We start from the raw sequence: 18,990 nt of genomic DNA, 5'->3' as shown, positions 1-18,990 counted from the left end.
TATTTACAAACGAGATAAATTTTACAATATTTGTTTTTCTTGAGTTAATTTATAACTATATTCCAAAATGAGCCTATTTAACCTTTTTTTAGTTGAAAACGCTTAATGACTTTACGATAAAGATAATTTATAGTAAATTCAGTTTCTATACAATAAATTTACTAAATGAATAATTAAGTGATTTAATTATTAACTAAGTGAAAGGAATGAATGTTATGGGAAATGTATTAGTAATAGGATTTCCAGGTGAAGGGCATGTGAATCCTTCTTTAGGAATTGTAAAAGAATTGATGGCTCAAGGGGAAAAGGTCGTCTATTACGGTATTGAAGACTATGCTGAAAAAATTCGAAAATCAGGCGCGGAATTTCGTGAATATGAAGATTTTCGTCCAAGTCTTGATATGAGCAATCGAATGACCAAAGAAGAGTCTTATGATCGCTATGAAGTAATGAATTTGTTTTTAAATGAATCTGAGAATATTATTACTAAAATCATGAGTGAAACAAAGCACGAAACATATGATTATGTACTTTACGATTATCACCTTTTAGCAGGTTCCGCTGTGGCCGACCTTCTTCAGCTTCCGAAGGTTTCTCTTTGTACGACATTTGCGTTAGATAAGGAATTAGCAACTTGTATGATGCCAAGTGGTCAAACAGAACCTGACCAATCTTCCTTTTATCCTCAATTCGAAAAATCATTAAATAAGTTCAACAACCAATATAATACTGAGTTAAAAGATTCCATTGACATTATGTCGAATCCAGGGGATATTACGCTAGTATTTACGTCAGAATTCTTTCAGCCAAACGTAGCTGAATTTACGAGTGAGTACAAGTTTATTGGTCCTTCAATTGTTAAACGACTAGATATTGAAGATCCTTCTTACTTACAAAATGAAAATGAAAAAATTATTTTTGTTTCTATGGGAACTATTTTTAATCAGCAGCTAGAAATCTATAACTTATGTGTAGAAGCATTAAAAGATTTTAAGGGTAAAGTTATTTTATCTATTGGTAAAAATACAGAACCTGAAGAATTAGCACACATTCCAGAAAACTTCGTTGTGAAACAATATGTGCCTCAGCTGGAAATTTTAAAACGCGCGGATTTATTTATTACTCACGGCGGAATGAACAGCAGCAGTGAAGGTTTATACTACGATACGCCGCTTGTCGTTATTCCAATGGCAGTGGATCAATTTATGGTTGGCGATCGCGTGCAGAAGTTAGGAGCAGGTGTAAAATTAGACAAAAATAATGTATCTGCTGAGCTAATCAAAAATACAGTTAACGACGTTTTAACTACTCACACATATAAACAGCACGCACAACAAATTGGAGAATCACTTCGCTCAGCGGGAGGATACAAGCAAGGCGTGAAAGAAATTTTCAATGTGGTGCCTGTTAAAGCGTAATAGATGTAAGGCAGCTAGATAACTAACAGAAAGGAGTAAATAATTATGAAGACTATAAAAAAAGCAGTTATACCAGCAGCAGGGTTGGGCACTCGTTTTTTACCCGTTACAAAATCTATCCCAAAAGAAATGCTTCCAATTGTAAATAAACCCGTAATTCAATTTATTGTAGAAGAAGCCTTAAAATCAGGAATCGAAGATATTTTAATTGTGACAGGAAACGGGAAACAAGCAATTGAAAATCATTTTGATCACAATATTCAACTAGAACACTTGCTTCATCAAAAAGGAAAAACTGAACTATTAGAAGAAATGGAGCAAATCTCTGAACTAGCGAACATTCATTACGTGCGTCAAAAAGAAATGAAGGGGCTTGGCCACGCGATTAACTGCGCTCGACAGTTTATTGGAAACGAACCGTTTGCAGTTTTACTTGGAGATGACTTAACAGATCCAGACCAGCCTTGTTTAAAACAGCTGATTGACCAGTATAACCAAACGGGATCGTCGGTTATCGGCGTACAGCGCGTCGAGGAAGAATCCGTTCACCGCTACGGGATTATAGATCCAAAAGCAAATAAAAACCGATTATACGAAGTGAATGGTTTTGTAGAAAAACCATCAGTCGAAGAAGCTCCGTCTAATTTAGGAATTATTGGACGCTATGTATTTACACCTGACATTTTTGATTATCTTGAAACACAGGAAGCTGGAAAAGGCGGGGAAATTCAGCTAACGGATGCTATTCAGCGTATGAATATAGACCGTTCTATTTATGCTTACGAATTCGAGGGTGAACGTTATGATGCAGGGGAAAAATTAGATTTTATTTTTACGACTCTTGCTTTTGCATTAAAAGATGAAGAATTAAAAGTACCTCTTTTGACCAAATTCAAAGAACTTATCAGCAAAGAAGAACAAAAAGAAAAAATTGCTGTACAAATTGGAAAATAACCTTCATTTACACACCTTTCTTCTACTTTTTCTTGAAGAAAGGTGCATTTTTTTGCGGAAATTGAACGTTTGACAGCTGGATAGAAAGGGTTGAAATGAGTTTATGTCGAAAACAGAAAATTCGTTTGTATCAGGCATAAAGGTTGTATTTACAGACCGGGATTTTCGAACGATTTTTATTTCATTATTTATTATTGGATTATCTGTCGGCGGCTTTATGCCTTATTTAACGGTTTGGGCAACAAATACATTGCATGCCACTTCTTTTCAAGCAGGATTTTTATTTGTGCCAATGAGCATTATTGGTTTAATCGTATCGTTTTATTTAGCTTCGTTATCAGACAAATGGGGGAAACGAAAGCCATTTATTATTTGGGCGTTACTGATTGGAACCATTTCAAGAGTGCCGTTAGCGTTTACGCATTCTTATACAATAGCACTCATTTTACTTGCTATAGGAGGGTTTAATGCGTTTTCTTTTTTCTTTGCCCTGCTGAATGATTTTATTGTTAAAAAGCAAGAAAGCAAATCGCAGGCAGGTACGATTACTGGTACCGTGCGAATGGCTTTTTCACAAGGCTATATTTTTGGACCTATGCTTGGCGCTTTAATTATTGACCACGGAGGGTATACTCTTTTATTTTTATTATCAGGGTTGTTATCGCTAGCAACTTTAGGGTGGGTTCTTTTTGCACTTAAAGAAGACAGTATGCCTCAAACTTCAGCTCATGCATCTTCAAAAGCGCCAGCCGGTATACCTTCTGTGTTAATAGCTGTATTTGTAGCAGCTCTTTTCATTTTTGCGGGTGATTCCGGGCGTTCTATGTATTTGCCGCTCTACATAACGGATACGTTAAAACAATCCGTTTCGATTGTAGGGATTCTCTTTACCGTTACATCTGTTTTTGAGCTAGTATTTATGCCGTTAGGGGGCTATTTTTCTGATAAGATCGGAGTTAAACGATTCTTTGTTATTGGAATTGCTTGCCAAGTGCTTTATTTTGTTTTAACGAGCCTTCATTTACCACTTAGTGGATTAATTGCGCTTCAGGTATTTTATGCCTTTATTCTATCCGCTACGATGGGAGTGGGAATGGTGTATGCACAGTCACTGGCTCCGCGCCAAATTGGACTAGCCACGACGGCGTATATGACCGCTATACAAACTTCAGCAGTTGTCAGCAGCTTAGCTATGGGGTCACTAGTTAGCGTCATTCCTTTGCCTTCTACTTTTTACATTTTAGCTGTTTTTGCAGTTGTTTCAGGTGTGATGTTTCTATTTATGAAGCAAAAACCAGCTGAGGAAATGAGTTGAGAAGTTAAGAAGAGAGTGAGACATACGTTCACCACAACAAAAAAACGAACCATTGATCAATGGTTCGTTTTTTTACTTTTTCTAAAATACTTTTGCCCCAGCTTCTTTTTTTATGATGCTGTTTCTTGAATTTGTTCGCTGCGATTTTTATTTAAAATTTTGCGGTAGCGGTAATTAACAAAAGCGGCAGCCGCCATACCTACTACTGAAAGCATCGCATCAAAAATAAAGATGATTGAAATATGTCCCGTTTTAGACATGAGCCCTGTGGCTAAAGGCAATAAAATTGCAGCTAATCCAGCAGCGGTCGCTACAATTCCCGTAACCGTTCCTTTTTTGTTCCAGAAAAGCTCGGTCATAACGGTAATCGCTAATTGAAAGACCCCAGCCGTAGAAAATCCCATGAAAAAAGCAGCTGCAATTGCAATAGCAGGTACTTTAACAAACAGAAGCGTAAGTACGGCTATAAGGGTAATCATCGGGTAAACGAGAATAACCGTTACAGGACGAAGCACTTTGCTTAACAATACAGCTAATACTAAAACAGAGATTAACGCTCCGATGCTGTAGTAGCTTAAAAGGCGGACCGAGGTGCTTTCGGCCATACCTAATACTTGTTGACCATAAGTAGGGAGCCAAATTTGAGCCACCGTAAAAAGCGCTGTAGAAGTAAATCCAATCACAATAAGAGCAATTCCTTCTTGTTTCATTTTAGGAGCAGAGATAAATTTATTCTCTGCTGTATTTTGCTGTTGTACTGTACTCTGTTCGCGTTTATGATTGGGAAAAGGCAGTTTGAACATAAAGATCATATTTAGTAAATAAATAAGAGCAGGAAGAAAAAAAGCATACCCATAAAATAAATCACGATCTGCAAAAAAAGCAATCATAAACGGAAGAAGCGCTGCTCCTGCTGAAATAAATGCTTTTACAAGAACACTGGCTGAACCTGAAGATTTAGGAAAGACCTCAATCAAAGCAGGGTACGTTCCAGCATCCATAGCAGAGTTTGCAATACCAGCAATAATGGCAAAGATAAAGGCTGTTTGATAATTTGGCGATAATGGAATGCCGATTAAAAAAATAGCCATCGTCAGAGATGAAACAATAATCAAAGGCTTTCGTCCGAATTTATCAGACAAGACGCCTGATAGAGAATACGAAAGCAATTTTCCAATTCCAATAGCAGAAATAATATAGCTGATTCCAGCACCGTCGGTATTTAATTGTTTTGTCAAAAATGACATATTTGATGCAAGCATGATATTTACCATGCCAAGTAGAAAGTAGTTAATATACATACCTGAAGCTGACAGCATGTACTTATTTTTCATCGTTTACACATCCTTACGTAAAAAAAGCTTATATGAAAGGGATAAAAGTAACACCCGTTCCTCCTTTTTTCTTCGTTATTTATAAACCTACTTCCATGATAAGTTTACGAAGACATTACCTTTACCTTTTATCATTATATTTATTTAGTCCTTTTTAGTATGTGACTAAATGCGTGCACCTAGTGCTTCAAATCAATATGAAATCTATTCTAACATGTTTTTAGCGCTTTAAACCAAAAAAGTGATATTTTATAAAAAAATCCTGTCTTCTTTCGCGGCTTCACAAAAGAAACCCCACAAAAAATGTTTGTTTTAAAGCCAGGATGCACAAGAAGTGCCTCCCAATAGTGGTTATTAAAAAGGAGAAAAGGGTATTTATAAATTAAGGAAAAAGAAACAAAAGAAGAAAGGTGGAAACAATGAAACACAAAGTATTTTTTGATGCGCAATGTCCTTTATGTTACAACGTAAAAAAAATAATTAAAGCGCTGGACTGGACGAACCAAATTCAGTGGATTCCAGTTCAATACATTGAACGAACGGAGTATAGTTACTTAAAAGAAGAGGGAAGAGACTTATATGATCAAATTCATATGGTGACCAAAAAAGGAGAAGTTCTAGCAGGATTTGAAACGGTCAGACGCCTTTTAGCTGTTTTGCCTCTTACATTTCCAATAGGTGTGCTTTTGCATTTACCATTAATGAACAAAACGTTTAGTCCGCTATACAAATGGGTCTCCACAAACCGATACGACTGGTTTGGACGCTACGATTCTCCGCGAACCACATAAACAAAAGGGACAAGCTTTGAAAAAGCTTGTCCCTTTTGTTTTGAAGACCTTATACTTTATACATACTTTAATTTTAAAAAAACGTTAATTTAGTGTGATTTAGACGCGTGAATTTTAGAAAAACAGCTATAGCTGAAAGGGAGAACTTATATGATAACAAAATGGACAGCTGAACGAATGCCTGATGTAATAGGAAAAACAGCCCTTATAACGGGAGGAAACAGCGGCATTGGATTTGAAGCAGCAAGGGCTCTAGCAGCTCGAGGAGCAGAAATCATTCTTGCTGTGCGTAATGAGGAAAAAGGGAAAGAAGCTGAGAAAAGAATTAAAGCGGATAACGGAAATGTTAAAGTGACTATTATGTCATTAGATCTCAGTGACTTGAGCTCTATTCGGCATTTTGCCAATCAATTTCTTCAACAATACCCGTCTTTGGATCTTCTTATTAATAATGCAGGCGTGATGATTCCGCCTCGCAGCAAAACGAAAGACGGATTTGAACTGCAGTTTGGCTGTAATCATTTAGGGCATTTTGCGCTTACGGGTTTGCTGCTTCCTTTACTAATGGCAACTCCACATTCAAGAGTCGTAACGGTAAGCAGTATAGCTGCTAATTCTGGAGAGATCTATTTTGATAATCTAGACGGGGAAAAAGGCTACAGTCCAATGAAGTTCTATAGACAAAGTAAACTTGCCAACCTATTGTTTGCTAAAGAACTGCAAAACCGCTTAGAAGCAGCTGGATCGACGACAATTAGTGCTGCGGTACATCCGGGTATTTCAAATACTAACCTATTATCACGAGGTTCAGGTAAAGAGCCAAACGGCTTGCTGAAATTTTTAGTCAAGCTATTTAGTCAATCTGCAGAAATGGGCGCGCTGCCTACTCTTTATGCAGCCACTGAATCAATAGAAGGCGGTACATATATCGGGCCGGATGGAAAAGATGCTAAAAAAGGATATCCTGTAAAAGATAGGATGGGAGATGTTTTATTTAAACCGAACGTAGCGGAAAAACTATGGAGCGTATCCGAGAAATTGACAGGTGTTATGTATTCGTTCCGTGCGTAAGGTAAAAAAGACGTTGAGACATAACGAGATAAATCCAATTGAAAGGCGAACAAATGGGATACATAGCTGAACCGCTCGTGAAACCGCCGTTGATTTCCGTGCGAGACTTCGCTTTCCGCGGGCGGCCGCTGAGCCTCCTCGTCGCATACGCTCCTGCGGGGTCTCACCTGTTCCGCTTTTCCCGCAGGAGTCTTCGTCTTTCCCTCGAATCAACTGCTAGAAAGACTTACACACATTAAACCTACGTTTACCATAACCAACAAAACGAACCACGAATCAAACATCTTGATTAATGGTTCGTTTTTTATTTCGTCTAAAATACTTTTGTCCTAGCCTCTTTTTTGTTGCCCAAAAGCTATAGGTAAGCGGGTTAAATAAAAAAAAGAATGTTGGATAGCATAATGATAAGTAAATGTACAATGAGGATGCTCTCTTTTCAAAGAAGTAGACGTACTCAACAAAGCTGAAGAAGCGGAGGGAAGTAACAGTGCCTGACAAACCTAGTATTACCTCAAGCGAAATTGGGACGCTGTGGATGACATATCAGCAGAAAACGTTAATTATTTGCTTGTTAGATTATATGATTGAACATGCGGATGATGAAGATGCTAAAACAATTATGACGGACTTGCGTGAGCAGCTTATTATATACATACGAAAAATAAAAACAATATTTGAAAAAGAGGGAGCGGTAGTGCCAACAGGGCTTTCATCTCAAGACGTAAACGTACAGGCTCCAAAACTATTTACTAATGGATTTGATATTATGTTTCTTCGTGTCATCAAAGAAATTAGTATGGGGATGTATACATTAAGTTTAGGCAAGGCCTACAGAGAAGATGTGGTGAAATTTTATCAAGATTTAACAAAAATTACGCAAGAGTGCTACGATTCCTGTACGCAGTACTTATTGAAAAAAGGAATTTTATCACGTCCACCCTATATTCCGATGCCAACCACCGTTGAGTTTGTTTCGGATAGAAAATATCTGAGCGGCTTAAATGTATTTGCGGACAAAAGAGTATTAAATACGATGGAGCTAGCGCAAATTTATCATGGAGTCGAAACAAACATTGTCGGGATGAAGTTAATGAAGGCTTTTTCTCAAACGGCGAAAGATGCCGAAGTGAAAAAGCATTTTTTGAAAGGAAAAGAGCTCAGTAAAAAAATTATTACGCGACTTGAAGAAATAATTATACAAGACGATATTTCACCTTCTGTTGCCTCAACAGGAAGCATAACGACTTCTGAAACGCCTGCTTTTTCGGATCGTTTGATGCTGACATGCGATATTTTACTAAGTAACTTCAGTATCGGAAGTCAGGCGTTTGGAGCAGCATTTAGTTTTCGAAGAGATATTGTCGCTAAAATGATGCTGATAGGAGAAGATGCTTTTCAATATGCAAGCGAAGCAACGGAAATTATGATCAAAAAAGGCTGGCTTGAAGTTCCGCCAAGTATTGATTAGCTAAAAGGAAAGCCTCTTTCATGCATTGTAAATGGAAGTTTATATATCTTTACACACCTTTAACCTTTTATTCAAGTTGATTTAACAGACTGCGTGTACAGTTAAGTTATGTCAATAATAAACAGTAAAGGGTGTAAACAATGAAAAAACGTGCAATTGGAGCGGCAGTATTATCAGCGGTAACTGTAGCAGCGCTGGCATTTGGAACAAATTCACCAACAGATGCTAAAGCAGCTAAAGGCGTAAATAACCAAAAAGCTAAAAATGTTATCCTTTTTGTTGGAGACGGTATGGGTACCGATCATCGTGATGCGATCCGACTGGCCGCCGTAGGTGCAAATGGAAAGTTAGCAATGGATGATATGCCGGCAGTAGGAAGAGTCCATACATCTTCAGGAAATTCATTTGTTACGGATTCCGCTGCAGCTGCTACAGCCATGGCTTCAGGAGTTAAAAGCTATAATGGCGCTATTGGCGTAAATATGAAAGGAAAGCCAGTTCAAACGGTTTTAGAAAAAGCAAAATTAGCTGGAAAAACGACGGGGCTTGTGACAACAAGTCAAGTAACAGACGCAACTCCAGCTGCTTTTGGCGCACATGTTAAGGATCGAAGTGCTCAAAGTGACATCGCGAAGCAGTATCTTGAAAATAGTAAAGTAGATGTGATTCTAGGTGGCGGAGAAGATTATTGGTACCCAAAAGGAAATGAAGGTGCACACTCAGATGCCCCGCCAGAAGATAAAACTGAAGGAAGCAAAGGAACGCAAGGGAACTTAGTAAACAAAGCACAAAAACTTGGGTATACGTACGTTAATAACGAAAATGAATTAAAATATGCTAAAGGAACAAAATTGCTTGGTCTGTTTGCTAATGAAGAAATGTTTCAACAAGCTCCTGAAGGCCAAGGTGATGTGTACAACCCTCAAGTATCTCTAAAAGACATGACAAAAAAAGCAATCAATACGCTATCACAAAATAAAAAAGGGTTCTTTCTTGTAGTAGAAGAGGAAGCCATTGATGAAATGGCTCATAATAATAATGCTGAACTCATGATTAAAGCAGGTAAGCAGTTTGATGATACGGTGAAGATGGCTAAAGCTTATGCTAAAACACACCCAGACACTCTCGTATTAGTAACAGCTGACCATGCAACCGGAGGTTTAGCACTTGAAAAAGTAGACAATAAAGATAACGGTGAAAATGAAGCATCAAAAGAAGACGGGCCATTTGCAATCGCTCATTCAAAAGAGCAGTTCGTTGCGGATTGGACAACTGAAGAGCATACGTCATCAGACGTTCCTTTAAATGCAATGGGTGCCGGCTCAGAAAGATTTACCGGAGTATATGAAAATACGTATTTACATGATGCTCTTCTAAAAGCAATGAATTTAAAATAAGTGAGATAAAAACACGGTGTTGATTTAATACACTTAGTATGTAAATCAACACCGTGTTTTTGCTTTGTTTGAGCAAGTTATGATGGAATTTCTTCAAAGGTATGCTACGATAAGAATTATCTTGAATTGAAGAGGTGTCACGATGAAAATAGAAGTTTGGTCAGATTTTGTCTGTCCTTTTTGTTATATTGGAAAGCGCCGATTAGAGCAAGCGCTTCAGCAATTTGCACACAAAGATGATGTGCAGGTTGAATTTAAAAGCTTCGAGCTAGATCCAAACGCCCCAGTTAATACTGGCAAAACGATTAATGAAGCTCTTGCTGCTAAATATGGAATGACGATTGAACAAGCGAAGCAAGCAAATGAAGGAATCGGACAGCAGGCAGCTAGTGTGGGCTTATCCTTTAATTTTGACGATATGAAGCCAACTAATACATTTGATGCTCACCGCTTAGCTAAATTTGCAAAAGTTCAAGGAAAAGAAGCAGCCATTACAGAAAAACTCTTATATGCATACTTTACTGAATCAAAACATCTAGGTGAAGAAGAGACGCTGGTTGCTGTTGCAGAAGATGCAGGTCTTGACCGAGAAGAAGCACGTCAAATTCTCGCAGATAAAAACGCATACGCAAATGAAGTCCGCAGTGATGAAGCAACGGCTCAGCAATATGGTATTAGCGGTGTTCCATATTTTGTTGTTAATCAAAAATATGCGATTTCAGGTGCACAGCCAGTCGAAACATTTGTAGGGGCTCTCCAACAAGTATGGGAAGAAGAAAATCCGACTCCCGCTTTGAAGAGTCTTTCTCCAGAAGGCGCAGATGATGCCTTTTGTGCAGATGGGCAATGTGCCGTTCCTGATTCCTCTAAAAACCAACAATAAACAAAAAGCAGAGGCGGAAATTTCGCTTCTGCTTTTTGTTTATTTGTAAAAAAAAATTTAAAAAATGCAAACATGTGTTCTGTTTTTGTGTTATAATAAGTTTAGAAGCAACAAACCTCGATGAGTAAGCTCCAAAAATAAGCGATTAAAAGTGATCCCACCATGAACTAGCTTCCATTTAATCCTGCAGGGGGAATCTGAATGAAGAGCAAAGTGCGCATTATCCCATTTCAAGTAGTTGAACAATGGAATCAATTTAATGAAGTCCCAGAAGGAGTCGCTCTAATTGGAGCAGAGCAAGTATGGAAGCAAACAAAGGGACGGGGAATAACCATAGCAGTTTTGGATACTGGCTGTGATGTTACACATCCAGATTTGCAGGAACGAATTATTGGAGGAAGAAATTTCACACACGATGATCAACAAAATCCAGATATTTTTCAAGATTATAATGGTCACGGTACTCACGTAGCAGGCACAATTGCAGCAGCTCATAATGGTACAGGTGTTGTAGGAGTGGCTCCCGAAGTGAATTTACTTATTCTGAAAGTACTTGATGAAAATGGTTCAGGTCAATATGAGTGGATTATTGAAGGTATTACCTACGCTATTAAGCAAAAAGTAGATATCATTTCGATGTCGCTTGGAGGTCCGGCCGATGTGCCTGAGCTACATGAAGCGATTCAAGATGCTGTTGATCAGAATATTTTAGTTGTCTGCGCAGCGGGAAATGAAGGAGATGGAGAAGGCTCCACAGATGAGTTTGCGTACCCAGGGTCATATAATGAAGTGATTAGCGTAGGAGCTGTTGATTTAGAGAAACGATCTTCGGCATTTTCCAACTCAAACAACGAAGTAGATGTAGTGGCTCCGGGAGAGAAGATTGTATCAACTTACTTGAACGGAAAGTATGCCGCACTGAGCGGAACCTCTATGGCAACACCTCACATAGCGGGGGCCTTAGCATTGATAAAAGTTCTTTCAAATGAAACGTTTGGAAGGACACTTACGGAACCAGAGCTTTATGCACAGTTAATTAGAAGAACGCTTCCATTAAATGAATCACCAAGAGAAGTAGGAAACGGATTTGTGCACTTGACCGTTGTTGAAAAGCTGTTGCGTGAAATTCAACGTCAAATGACTTCAGAGGTGATCGGATGAGAAGCAGTTTAGATATGTTAATGATGGAAAAGCAGCAGGCAAAAGCTCTTTATCACGAATACGTAAACAATCGAAGTTATTATGATGAAAAGATGGATGAAGAAAATAAAAATCTTTATTATCAAGATACGCTCTTTGAAAGAGAAGCCATGCAAACTTTGTTAACGGAAACGCATCAGCATTTGCTAAGTTATTCGCCCCACAAATATGTATATCCATGGGTGGATCTACAGGAGAATGGGGAGCTGAAAAGTCTATACTCAGGGAAAGGGATGGATCCGTTAGAAACTATACAGCAAGATATTGATCAACTTCAGGCGCTTAGTAACTCATCTTTTTCAAGCAATGATATACTGCTGAACTGTGAGCACGTTGTCCCGCAATCTTGGTTTGGGAAACAAGAGCCTATGAGAGGTGATTTGCATCATTTATTTGCGTGTGAACCTTCTTGTAACAGTCGAAGAGGTAATTCTTCTTATATTGACTTCCCGGATTATACGCCGGAAGTAAAGCAATCAGATGTGAAAGAAGGATGTGGCAAAGCAGAAAAAGGTAAGTTTGAACCTGAATATGGCAAAGGAATTGTGGCTCGGGCTACGCTTTATTTTTTTATTCGCTATCATAATAAAATTGACTCTTCGCGAGTAGATCTTCCTCTTTTACTAAAATGGCATGAAGAATTTACTGTTTCACTTTATGAAAAACATCGCAATGCAGCAATCTTTGAGTTGCAAGGCAACCGAAATCCTTTTATCGATTTTCCTGACAAAGCAGGTGCGTTAATGAGTTCTGCTTTCTAAAATAGCGAAGAGCTCCGCTTCGAATTGAAGCGGAGCTCTTTTGGATAATCTAATATGAAAATCCATATTTATCACTTAAAAGGGCATCCATTTTATTTAATAAGCGAAAATATTCTTCTTGTTCTTCTACAGTTAGAGCTGCTAGCATATCTTTTAAAAATCCATTTCGCTTCTCTGTAATCATTAAAACAAGTTTCTTTGATTCATCGGTCAGTGAAACCCACACGACTCTCCGGTCTTTTTCGTCTCGCACGCGTTGAATGAGAGATTCTTCTTCCAATTGATTTAATAAGCTAGTTGTAGCGCCCGAGGTTAAGTGAAGTTTATTTGAAATATCTGCTACCATATACTTTGTGCCGCTGGCGATGTAGTTTAAGATATAAAATTTAGTGGGTGTTAAGTGATAAGGCTGTGTTTTTAATGTTTCTTCGACTAAATGCCGCATATATTGAAAAAAAGATGTGTTAATTTGATAAAGGTGTTCAATTTTTGAATCTAAATTGTTATCCATGCTAGCTTCCATCTCCTTGTACACTACGGACGTATATAAACTAACTCTAAAATAAAATGAAACAATTGTAAAGGATGGCAATGATTATCTTTAACCACCATTATTATTTTTAAATTAATATCTTTACGAAAAAATATCTTTATGATAAAGTTATTTAGGTGGTTAACCAAATAGATGATTGTAAAGAAACATATCTCATAATAGATGGAGATAATATCTTTATGAAAAAGCTATATAAAAAAGCAATTTTATTAGTGAAGTATTAAGGAGGAGTAATGAATGTCTAGAAGTCGCTTAATGGTAACAAATTTTATTGGAATTATCGTTATTTTAGCTTTATTAATTGGAGGAGGATATTATTACGTTCAAAAATCGAACTATATTACAACGGATAACGCTAAAGTATCCGGAGATGTATACAATGTAGTTGCACCTGCAGCAGGTAAAGTAGCAAGCTGGACAGTAGAAGAAGGAAATGATGTATCAAAAGATGCTGAAATTGCTAAAATTCAAGCTGAAAAAGGGTCTGTAGCTGCTAAAGTACCAGCCGATGGAAAAATTATTCAAACAAACGTAAAAGAAAATCAAATGGTTCAAGCTGGACAGCAAATTGCAACGGAAGTAGATATGAAAGACCTATTTATCGTAGCAAATATTAAAGAAGATCAGCTTAAAGATATTAAAGAAGGCGACGATGTAGATGTAACGGTAGACGGAGACAGCAGTGCAAAAATCGACGGCAAAGTCGAAGAAATTGGATATGCAACCAATTCACTTTCATCTTTAACATCGAACTCAAGCTCAGATGGAAACTACACAAAAGTGTCTCAAACGGTTCCTGTGAAAATTTCTATTTCTAATTATTCAGAGCATGTACTGCCAGGTATGAACGCCGAGGTAAAAATTTCGAAAGACTAATTCTTACTACAACAGTTCAAGAAGGGAGGAAATATGATGACAGCCAGTATAGAAAACACAAGTGATGGATCCATCAAAAAGCATATTCCGCTATTGATTGTTTTAATGCTTGGTTTGTTTCTTGCGATATTAAACCAAACGTTACTGAACGTAGCCATCCCGCATTTGATTACTGAGTTTGGCGTAACGGCAAATACAGCTCAGTGGTTGTTAACAGGATATATGCTTGTGAACGGGGCGTTAATTCCGCTTTCAGCTTTTTTAATTGAACGATTTGGTGTGCGTCGCTTGTTCTTATTTGCAATGTTTTGTTTTACAGTAGGGTCATTGATTTGCGGAATTGCACCTACGTTTTCGATTATGCTTACCGGCCGTTTAATTCAAGCTATTGGCGGAGGTGTCTTATCGCCTCTTGTTATGACCATTATTGTGTTTATTTTCCCTCCTCACATGCGAGGAAAAGGGATGGGGATTTTTGGTTTAGCCATGATGTTCGCACCGGCTATTGGACCAACGTTATCTGGATGGGTTATTCAAAACTATGATTGGCACATCCTTTTTAACGGCATGGTGCCATTAGGTGCCATTGTATTAATTATTGCTTTCTTTCAATTAAAAGACATTCAGCCTCCAAAGGATGTAAAAGTTCACATGCCTTCTGTTGTGACATCACTTGCAGGTATGGGATTATTGCTTTATGGATTCAGTGAAGCTGGAAATGACGGCTGGACGGATTCAGTTGTTCTTTCTACAATCATTGGTGGAGCAGTTCTTTTAATTATATTTGTTCTTCAACAAATTAAATCTGAAAAGCCGCTATTGGATATGCGTGTGTTTAAATATAATATTTTTTCACTATCAAATATTATTAGTATTGCGATTACAATCAGTATGTACGCAGGTATGTTCTTGCTTCCAATTTACTTGCAAAATATCCGCGGATATTCTGCTTTTGATTCAGGACTGCTCTTGCTTCCTGGCGCACTTGTTATGCTGGTTATGTCGCCGATTTCAGGTACATTGTTTGATAAAGTGGGACCTCGTCCGCTAGCAATCGTTGGTATGCTCATTACATCTATTTCAACGTTTGAATTTACGAAGCTGACGATGGATACACCGTTTAATCATATTTTAGCGATTTATATTATCCGCTCGTTCGGTATGTCACTGTTAATGATGCCGATTATGACAGCGGGTTTGAATCAGCTTCCGCAGCGACTAAGCAGTCACGGAACATCAATGTCTAATACGCTTCGTCAAGTAAGTGGTTCAATTGGTATTAGTTTAATGACGACCATTTTTACGAACCGTACAACGTATCATGTAAATGAAATCAGCAGTTCCATGAATACGTCTGATCCATTCTTTATGAACAGCTTTCATTTATTTGTACAAAAAGTAGCTGCTACTTTGCATTTATCACAAGATCAGGCTCAGCAGCAAGCGCTGAAGGTTTTATCTGGAAAAATGACGCAGCAAGGTACGATCCAAGGTATTAACGATGCCTTTTACTGGGCAACAGCAATTTCTGTTATTGGTTTAATTTTAAGTTTCTTCCTTCGTGACGTACGTAAAGATAAAGTAGTCGAAGAAAAGAAATCAAAAGCTCAAGAGGAAGATATTCGTATGCTTCCAGCTCCAAAAAGTATAAATTCATAAGGAGCTATAGAAATCTAAAGTTCATCATAAAAATGTTGGAGAGAAAGGGGCAGTGAGGCGGATGGATCCATTGATATTTGGTGAAGAAATTCAAAGAATTTCAATATCTTTAAACAAAAAAGTAATGACAAATGTAAAAAGCCTTTTACAGCATTACGGAATTACCCCTTTTCAATATCATATTTTACTGATTGTTGAACGTGCAGATACAATGCCTGTCACCAAAGTGGCAGACGAGATAAAGGCGAGCCCAAGCGTTATTACAGCATCGATTACACGTTTGTATGAACTGAATCTTGTGGAGCGCTACCATTCAAAAAGAGATCGGCGTAAAGTTATGGTCGAGCTTACAAACAAAGGGAAACAAGTGATTCAAGCTGCTGAAAAAGACATGCAGCAAGGGGTTGAAAAACTGTTTGCTTGCTATAAAGAAGAAGAACAGCAGCAATTTCTCACGCTCTGTCGACAGCTAGATGAACATGTGACTTGAACTTGAGTAGAAAAAAGTATATTGAGTTAAGCGGAGTGAGTGTAAATGAATAAAGAAATGGTAAAAAACATTCGGAAAAACTACAATATGAATCAGCGAAACTTTGCTCAAGCAGTGAACTGCAGCTTTTCTTTAATTGCACTGGTTGAAGTGGGGAAGCGAAGAGTAACAAAAAACTTGGAAGACAAAATTAAGCAAGCATTTCAATTGAACGATGATGATTTAAAAACACTGCAAGGTTAATACAAAAAGTAGGTGTGAAACGAGCGCACCTACTTTTTTTCGTCTTGTTTTTTTGTAAGTGGATCTACCGTATGTTTGTAATCATAAGCTTTCGAAGTAGTAACTATGCATAGCAGTAAAATAACAAATACAATGATAATAGAGAGTGTAATAATGATGATCATATAAAACGTCCTTTCTTTTTCTTATTACGTATGCTTTCGGTCTTATTGGTAAAATTCCTTCTTTCTCCACATAGTGCAGAAACGACAAACGCATACTAGTAACAGTCTAGAATAAAGGAGTGTTTATAATGAATGAAAAAGAGTTGAAAAAACAATTAAAAAAGGTAGCGGATTATCCTGCATCTAAAGCAGATGGAGTAGACGAAGAGTTTTCTCGTGAATTAGCAGACCAAGACGATTTAGAAGCTCAGGCTAGAGCGAACGCTGCAGATGAGAGACAAAAAAAACAAAAATAAAGCTGAGATAAAAGTATTTTAGCCCAAGTGAAAAACGAACCACTAATTGAAATGTTTGATTAGTGGTTCGTTATTTCTCAGCCTCGTTTATTATCTTTTCAAAAGCAAATAAATAAAGTAAGGAGCACCGATTACGGCAGCAATAATTCCTGCTGGTAGGCCGTTAGGATCGGCAATGTTATGTCCTATTGTATCTGCAATCAGCAAAAGCCAGCCGCCAAGTAAAATAGCAACGGGAATAAAAAGCTGGTTTCTCGGTCCGACTAAGCCTTTGGCAATATGAGGAGCAAGAAGCCCAATAAAGGCAACCCCGCCTGTAACTGAAACTGCGGCTGCCGCTAATGCAACCGCTGCTAAAAGCAATGTTACACGCTCTTTCTCTATAGCGATGCCGACTCCAATAGCTGCAGCTTCATTTAAGTTAAAAATATTTAATGAATTTGCTTTGTACAATATAAAAGGAATCAAGACAAGAAGCCAAGGCAGAAGTGCCCATATAAAAGGCCAGTCTGTCCCCCAAATGTTTCCTGCAATCCATTTAGCAATAAAATCAACTTTAGCATGATCAGCTGATGACATAATCACCACCATCACTCCAGAAAGAGCCATCGAAAAACCTACGCCTGTTAAAATAAACTTTACAGGCTGCAGCCCTTGGCTTTTACTATATGCACAAAGGTAGATAAGGCCAGCTGTAAACAAGGCGCCGATGAACCCTACTAACGGAAGAGCATACACGAAAGAGCCAGCTTCAATTGGAAAAAATAAAAAGAATACGGCAATTGCGACGCCTGCTCCCGAATTAATTCCTATAATTCCAGGTTCCGCTAAATCATTGCGCGTAACACCTTGTAAGATAGCGCCTGATAAAGCTAGAGCCATTCCTGCTAAAAGAGTAATGATAATTCGCGGAAGTCGAATTGAAAAAAGAACAAACTCATCCGCAAAATTCCCTTTGCCAAAAAGAGTAAGAAACACTTTATTATAAGGAAGGGAGGCATCACCAAGCCCCACTCCTATCACAATCGTTCCAAGAATCAAAACAGTGAGGAGCATCATAATTATTCGTTGTTTTCTAATAAGGGCTGGGTGGATCATGAGAATGCTTTTCCTCCTTTACGAACAATGATTAAAAAGAAAGGTAAACCAATCATGGATACAACTGCTGCTATTGGTGTTTCATAAGGCGCACTTACGGTTCGGCCCAATGTATCAGCGAGCAGCATAAACGCTGCGCCAGTGATAGCCGACATAGGGATAATATAACGATAGTCGGTTCCTACAATTCCTCGTACAATATGAGGAATCATCAAGCCGATAAACACCATGTTTCCGACTAGCGCAACAGAAGCACCTGCAAGAAGAACCATGACAACAAATAAAATGGTTTTGACCTTTGTTGTTTGCTGACCTAACCCCACAGCGACTTCTTCATTTAAACTTAAAATAGTAAGCTGCCGAGAAAGCAAAAGGGCAATGAATATACCTCCGACAATAAAGGGAACAATGATTTGAAGCTGTTCCCAAGAAGTGCCTACCATTCCGCCAGCAGTCCACATCGATACATCTTTTGAAATTTTAAAATAAATACCGACGCCTTCTCCAATCGCATAAAGAAACGCTGAAACGGCAGCCCCGGCTAGTACAATTCGAAGCGGAGAAAAACCACCTCTTTTTATAGCGGCAATTCCAAACACCAAAATTGCGCCAACCGCAGCTCCAATAAAGCAAGCAATCGTAATGCCTAAATAATTTACAGAAGGGATAAAGGCAATGGTTACAGCTAAAGCTGCATTTGCGCCAGAAGTTAAGCCTAAAAGTCCTGGATCTGCAAGAGGATTTTTTGTCATACCTTGCATAATCGCCCCTGATACTGATAAAGCAGCGCCAACAAAAACAGCGGCGATTTCACGAGGTAGGCGAATATCTCGGATGATCGAAATCTGTTCGTTTACACTGCTTGATGAAAGTGCTAGCCACACATCTTTTATCGATATGTCAGCAGCACCAAAAACGATGGAAAGACCAAACATTACGATGAATACGAGCAGCATACCTATTAATTTATATAAGAAAGGAATGAACCGCTGATTGTCTATTTTCATAAAACACCCATC

At 38.1% G+C, this 18,990-nt stretch carries 21 protein-coding genes; 15 read left to right on the top strand and 6 right to left on the bottom strand.

All coding sequences use genetic code 11. From position 1 onward, the window contains the following. The first annotated feature begins 215 nt into the window (after nt 1-215). The 3 genes from ACFX40_RS01390 (at nt 216) to ACFX40_RS01380 (ending at nt 3,687) form a co-directional block, all read left to right on the top strand. Nucleotides 216-1,418: a macrolide family glycosyltransferase gene (locus tag ACFX40_RS01390; protein WP_098248315.1), complete on the top strand. Its 1,203-nt coding sequence runs from the start codon at nt 216-218 to the stop codon at nt 1,416-1,418. 45 nt (nt 1,419-1,463) lie between these two features. Continuing rightward, entirely contained in the window at nt 1,464-2,372 is a 909-nt protein-coding gene (galU, locus tag ACFX40_RS01385) for a UTP--glucose-1-phosphate uridylyltransferase GalU (protein ID WP_028408042.1), read from the top strand. A 103-nt stretch (nt 2,373-2,475) separates the two neighbouring features. Next, entirely contained in the window at nt 2,476-3,687 is a 1,212-nt protein-coding gene (locus tag ACFX40_RS01380) for a sugar efflux transporter (protein WP_377253924.1), read from the top strand. A 110-nt stretch (nt 3,688-3,797) separates the two neighbouring features. On the opposite strand, the gene ACFX40_RS01375 is transcribed toward ACFX40_RS01380, so the two are convergent. Continuing rightward, a complete protein-coding gene (locus ACFX40_RS01375) occupies nt 3,798-5,021 on the bottom strand; it encodes an MFS transporter (protein ID WP_252124337.1) in 1,224 nt (407 codons plus the stop codon). 419 nt (nt 5,022-5,440) lie between these two features. Here ACFX40_RS01375 and ACFX40_RS01370 point away from each other — a divergent pair, with 419 nt between their 5' ends. Continuing rightward, complete coding sequence (locus ACFX40_RS01370) at nt 5,441-5,812, top strand: thiol-disulfide oxidoreductase DCC family protein (RefSeq protein WP_098791570.1); 372 nt, start codon at nt 5,441-5,443, stop codon at nt 5,810-5,812. Between the two features lie 150 nt (nt 5,813-5,962). Then, nucleotides 5,963-6,883, top strand: a complete 921-nt coding sequence (locus ACFX40_RS01365; protein ID WP_377253922.1) for an oxidoreductase — start codon at nt 5,963-5,965, stop codon at nt 6,881-6,883. Here ACFX40_RS01365 and ACFX40_RS01360 read toward each other — a convergent pair. Then, complete coding sequence (locus tag ACFX40_RS01360; protein WP_377253920.1) at nt 6,830-7,096, bottom strand: hypothetical protein; 267 nt, start codon at nt 7,094-7,096, stop codon at nt 6,830-6,832. The two genes, ACFX40_RS01365 and ACFX40_RS01360, sit on opposite strands and share 54 nt — an antisense overlap. A gap of 274 nt (nt 7,097-7,370) precedes the next feature. On the opposite strand from ACFX40_RS01360, the gene ACFX40_RS01355 reads away from it, so the two are divergent. From ACFX40_RS01355 to ACFX40_RS01335, 5 genes are all read left to right on the top strand, one after another. Beyond that, complete coding sequence (locus ACFX40_RS01355; protein WP_060746746.1) at nt 7,371-8,351, top strand: DUF3231 family protein; 981 nt, start codon at nt 7,371-7,373, stop codon at nt 8,349-8,351. A gap of 140 nt (nt 8,352-8,491) precedes the next feature. Next, on the top strand, nt 8,492-9,748 hold the full coding sequence (locus ACFX40_RS01350) for an alkaline phosphatase (protein WP_028408048.1): 1,257 nt from the start codon (nt 8,492-8,494) through the stop codon (nt 9,746-9,748). Nucleotides 9,749-9,890: 142 nt separating this feature from the next. Next, nucleotides 9,891-10,631: a DsbA family oxidoreductase gene (locus ACFX40_RS01345; RefSeq protein WP_377238891.1), complete on the top strand. Its 741-nt coding sequence runs from the start codon at nt 9,891-9,893 to the stop codon at nt 10,629-10,631. Nucleotides 10,632-10,832: 201 nt separating this feature from the next. Further along, nucleotides 10,833-11,792 carry a S8 family peptidase gene (locus ACFX40_RS01340; protein WP_028408050.1) on the top strand — a complete coding sequence of 320 codons (960 nt, stop codon included), beginning with the start codon at nt 10,833-10,835 and terminating at the stop codon, nt 11,790-11,792. Further along, nucleotides 11,789-12,592 carry an endonuclease I family protein gene (locus ACFX40_RS01335; RefSeq protein ID WP_060746750.1) on the top strand — a complete coding sequence of 268 codons (804 nt, stop codon included), beginning with the start codon at nt 11,789-11,791 and terminating at the stop codon, nt 12,590-12,592. Before ACFX40_RS01340 ends, ACFX40_RS01335 begins: the two co-directional genes overlap by 4 nt. A gap of 49 nt (nt 12,593-12,641) precedes the next feature. On the opposite strand, the gene ACFX40_RS01330 is transcribed toward ACFX40_RS01335, so the two are convergent. Next, on the bottom strand, nt 12,642-13,103 hold the full coding sequence (locus ACFX40_RS01330) for a MarR family winged helix-turn-helix transcriptional regulator (protein ID WP_050690712.1): 462 nt from the start codon (nt 13,101-13,103) through the stop codon (nt 12,642-12,644). A gap of 279 nt (nt 13,104-13,382) precedes the next feature. On the opposite strand from ACFX40_RS01330, the gene ACFX40_RS01325 reads away from it, so the two are divergent. From ACFX40_RS01325 to ACFX40_RS01310, 4 genes are all read left to right on the top strand, one after another. After that, nucleotides 13,383-14,021 (top strand): biotin/lipoyl-containing protein, encoded by a 639-nt coding sequence (locus ACFX40_RS01325; RefSeq protein ID WP_013082429.1) that lies wholly within the window; start codon nt 13,383-13,385, stop codon nt 14,019-14,021. A 33-nt stretch (nt 14,022-14,054) separates the two neighbouring features. Next, nucleotides 14,055-15,680 (top strand): DHA2 family efflux MFS transporter permease subunit, encoded by a 1,626-nt coding sequence (locus ACFX40_RS01320; RefSeq protein WP_034275603.1) that lies wholly within the window; start codon nt 14,055-14,057, stop codon nt 15,678-15,680. 61 nt (nt 15,681-15,741) lie between these two features. Further along, nucleotides 15,742-16,170: a MarR family winged helix-turn-helix transcriptional regulator gene (locus ACFX40_RS01315; RefSeq protein ID WP_043979311.1), complete on the top strand. Its 429-nt coding sequence runs from the start codon at nt 15,742-15,744 to the stop codon at nt 16,168-16,170. Nucleotides 16,171-16,215: 45 nt separating this feature from the next. Next, nucleotides 16,216-16,413: a helix-turn-helix domain-containing protein gene (locus ACFX40_RS01310; protein WP_016763549.1), complete on the top strand. Its 198-nt coding sequence runs from the start codon at nt 16,216-16,218 to the stop codon at nt 16,411-16,413. Between the two features lie 29 nt (nt 16,414-16,442). Here ACFX40_RS01310 and ytzI read toward each other — a convergent pair whose 3' ends face one another. After that, on the bottom strand, nt 16,443-16,577 hold the full coding sequence (gene ytzI, locus ACFX40_RS01305) for a YtzI protein (RefSeq protein ID WP_016763550.1): 135 nt from the start codon (nt 16,575-16,577) through the stop codon (nt 16,443-16,445). Nucleotides 16,578-16,705: 128 nt separating this feature from the next. Between ytzI and ACFX40_RS01300 the strand changes: the two genes are divergently transcribed. Next, the gene (locus tag ACFX40_RS01300) at nt 16,706-16,873 is read left to right on the top strand and encodes a YfhD family protein (RefSeq protein ID WP_013082434.1); all 168 of its coding nucleotides are present in this window, start codon (nt 16,706-16,708) and stop codon (nt 16,871-16,873) included. Between the two features lie 90 nt (nt 16,874-16,963). Here the strand turns inward: ACFX40_RS01300 and ACFX40_RS01295 are convergent, their stop codons facing one another. Both ACFX40_RS01295 and ACFX40_RS01290 read right to left on the bottom strand, forming a co-directional pair. After that, nucleotides 16,964-17,971 carry a FecCD family ABC transporter permease gene (locus ACFX40_RS01295; protein WP_377253918.1) on the bottom strand — a complete coding sequence of 336 codons (1,008 nt, stop codon included), beginning with the start codon at nt 17,969-17,971 and terminating at the stop codon, nt 16,964-16,966. Further along, nucleotides 17,968-18,978 (bottom strand): FecCD family ABC transporter permease, encoded by a 1,011-nt coding sequence (locus ACFX40_RS01290; protein WP_377253916.1) that lies wholly within the window; start codon nt 18,976-18,978, stop codon nt 17,968-17,970. The genes ACFX40_RS01295 and ACFX40_RS01290 overlap by 4 nt, the downstream gene beginning before the upstream one ends. Between the last annotated feature and the right edge of the window lie 12 nt (nt 18,979-18,990).

Origin of the sequence: Priestia sp. YIM B13552 (assembly GCF_042787775.1) — a bacterium.
GTDB classification, from domain to species: Bacteria; Bacillota; Bacilli; order Bacillales; family Bacillaceae_H; genus Priestia; species Priestia megaterium_E.
The sequence above is the reverse complement of the archived record's forward strand: the minus strand, read 5'-3'. Positions and strand labels throughout refer to the sequence as shown.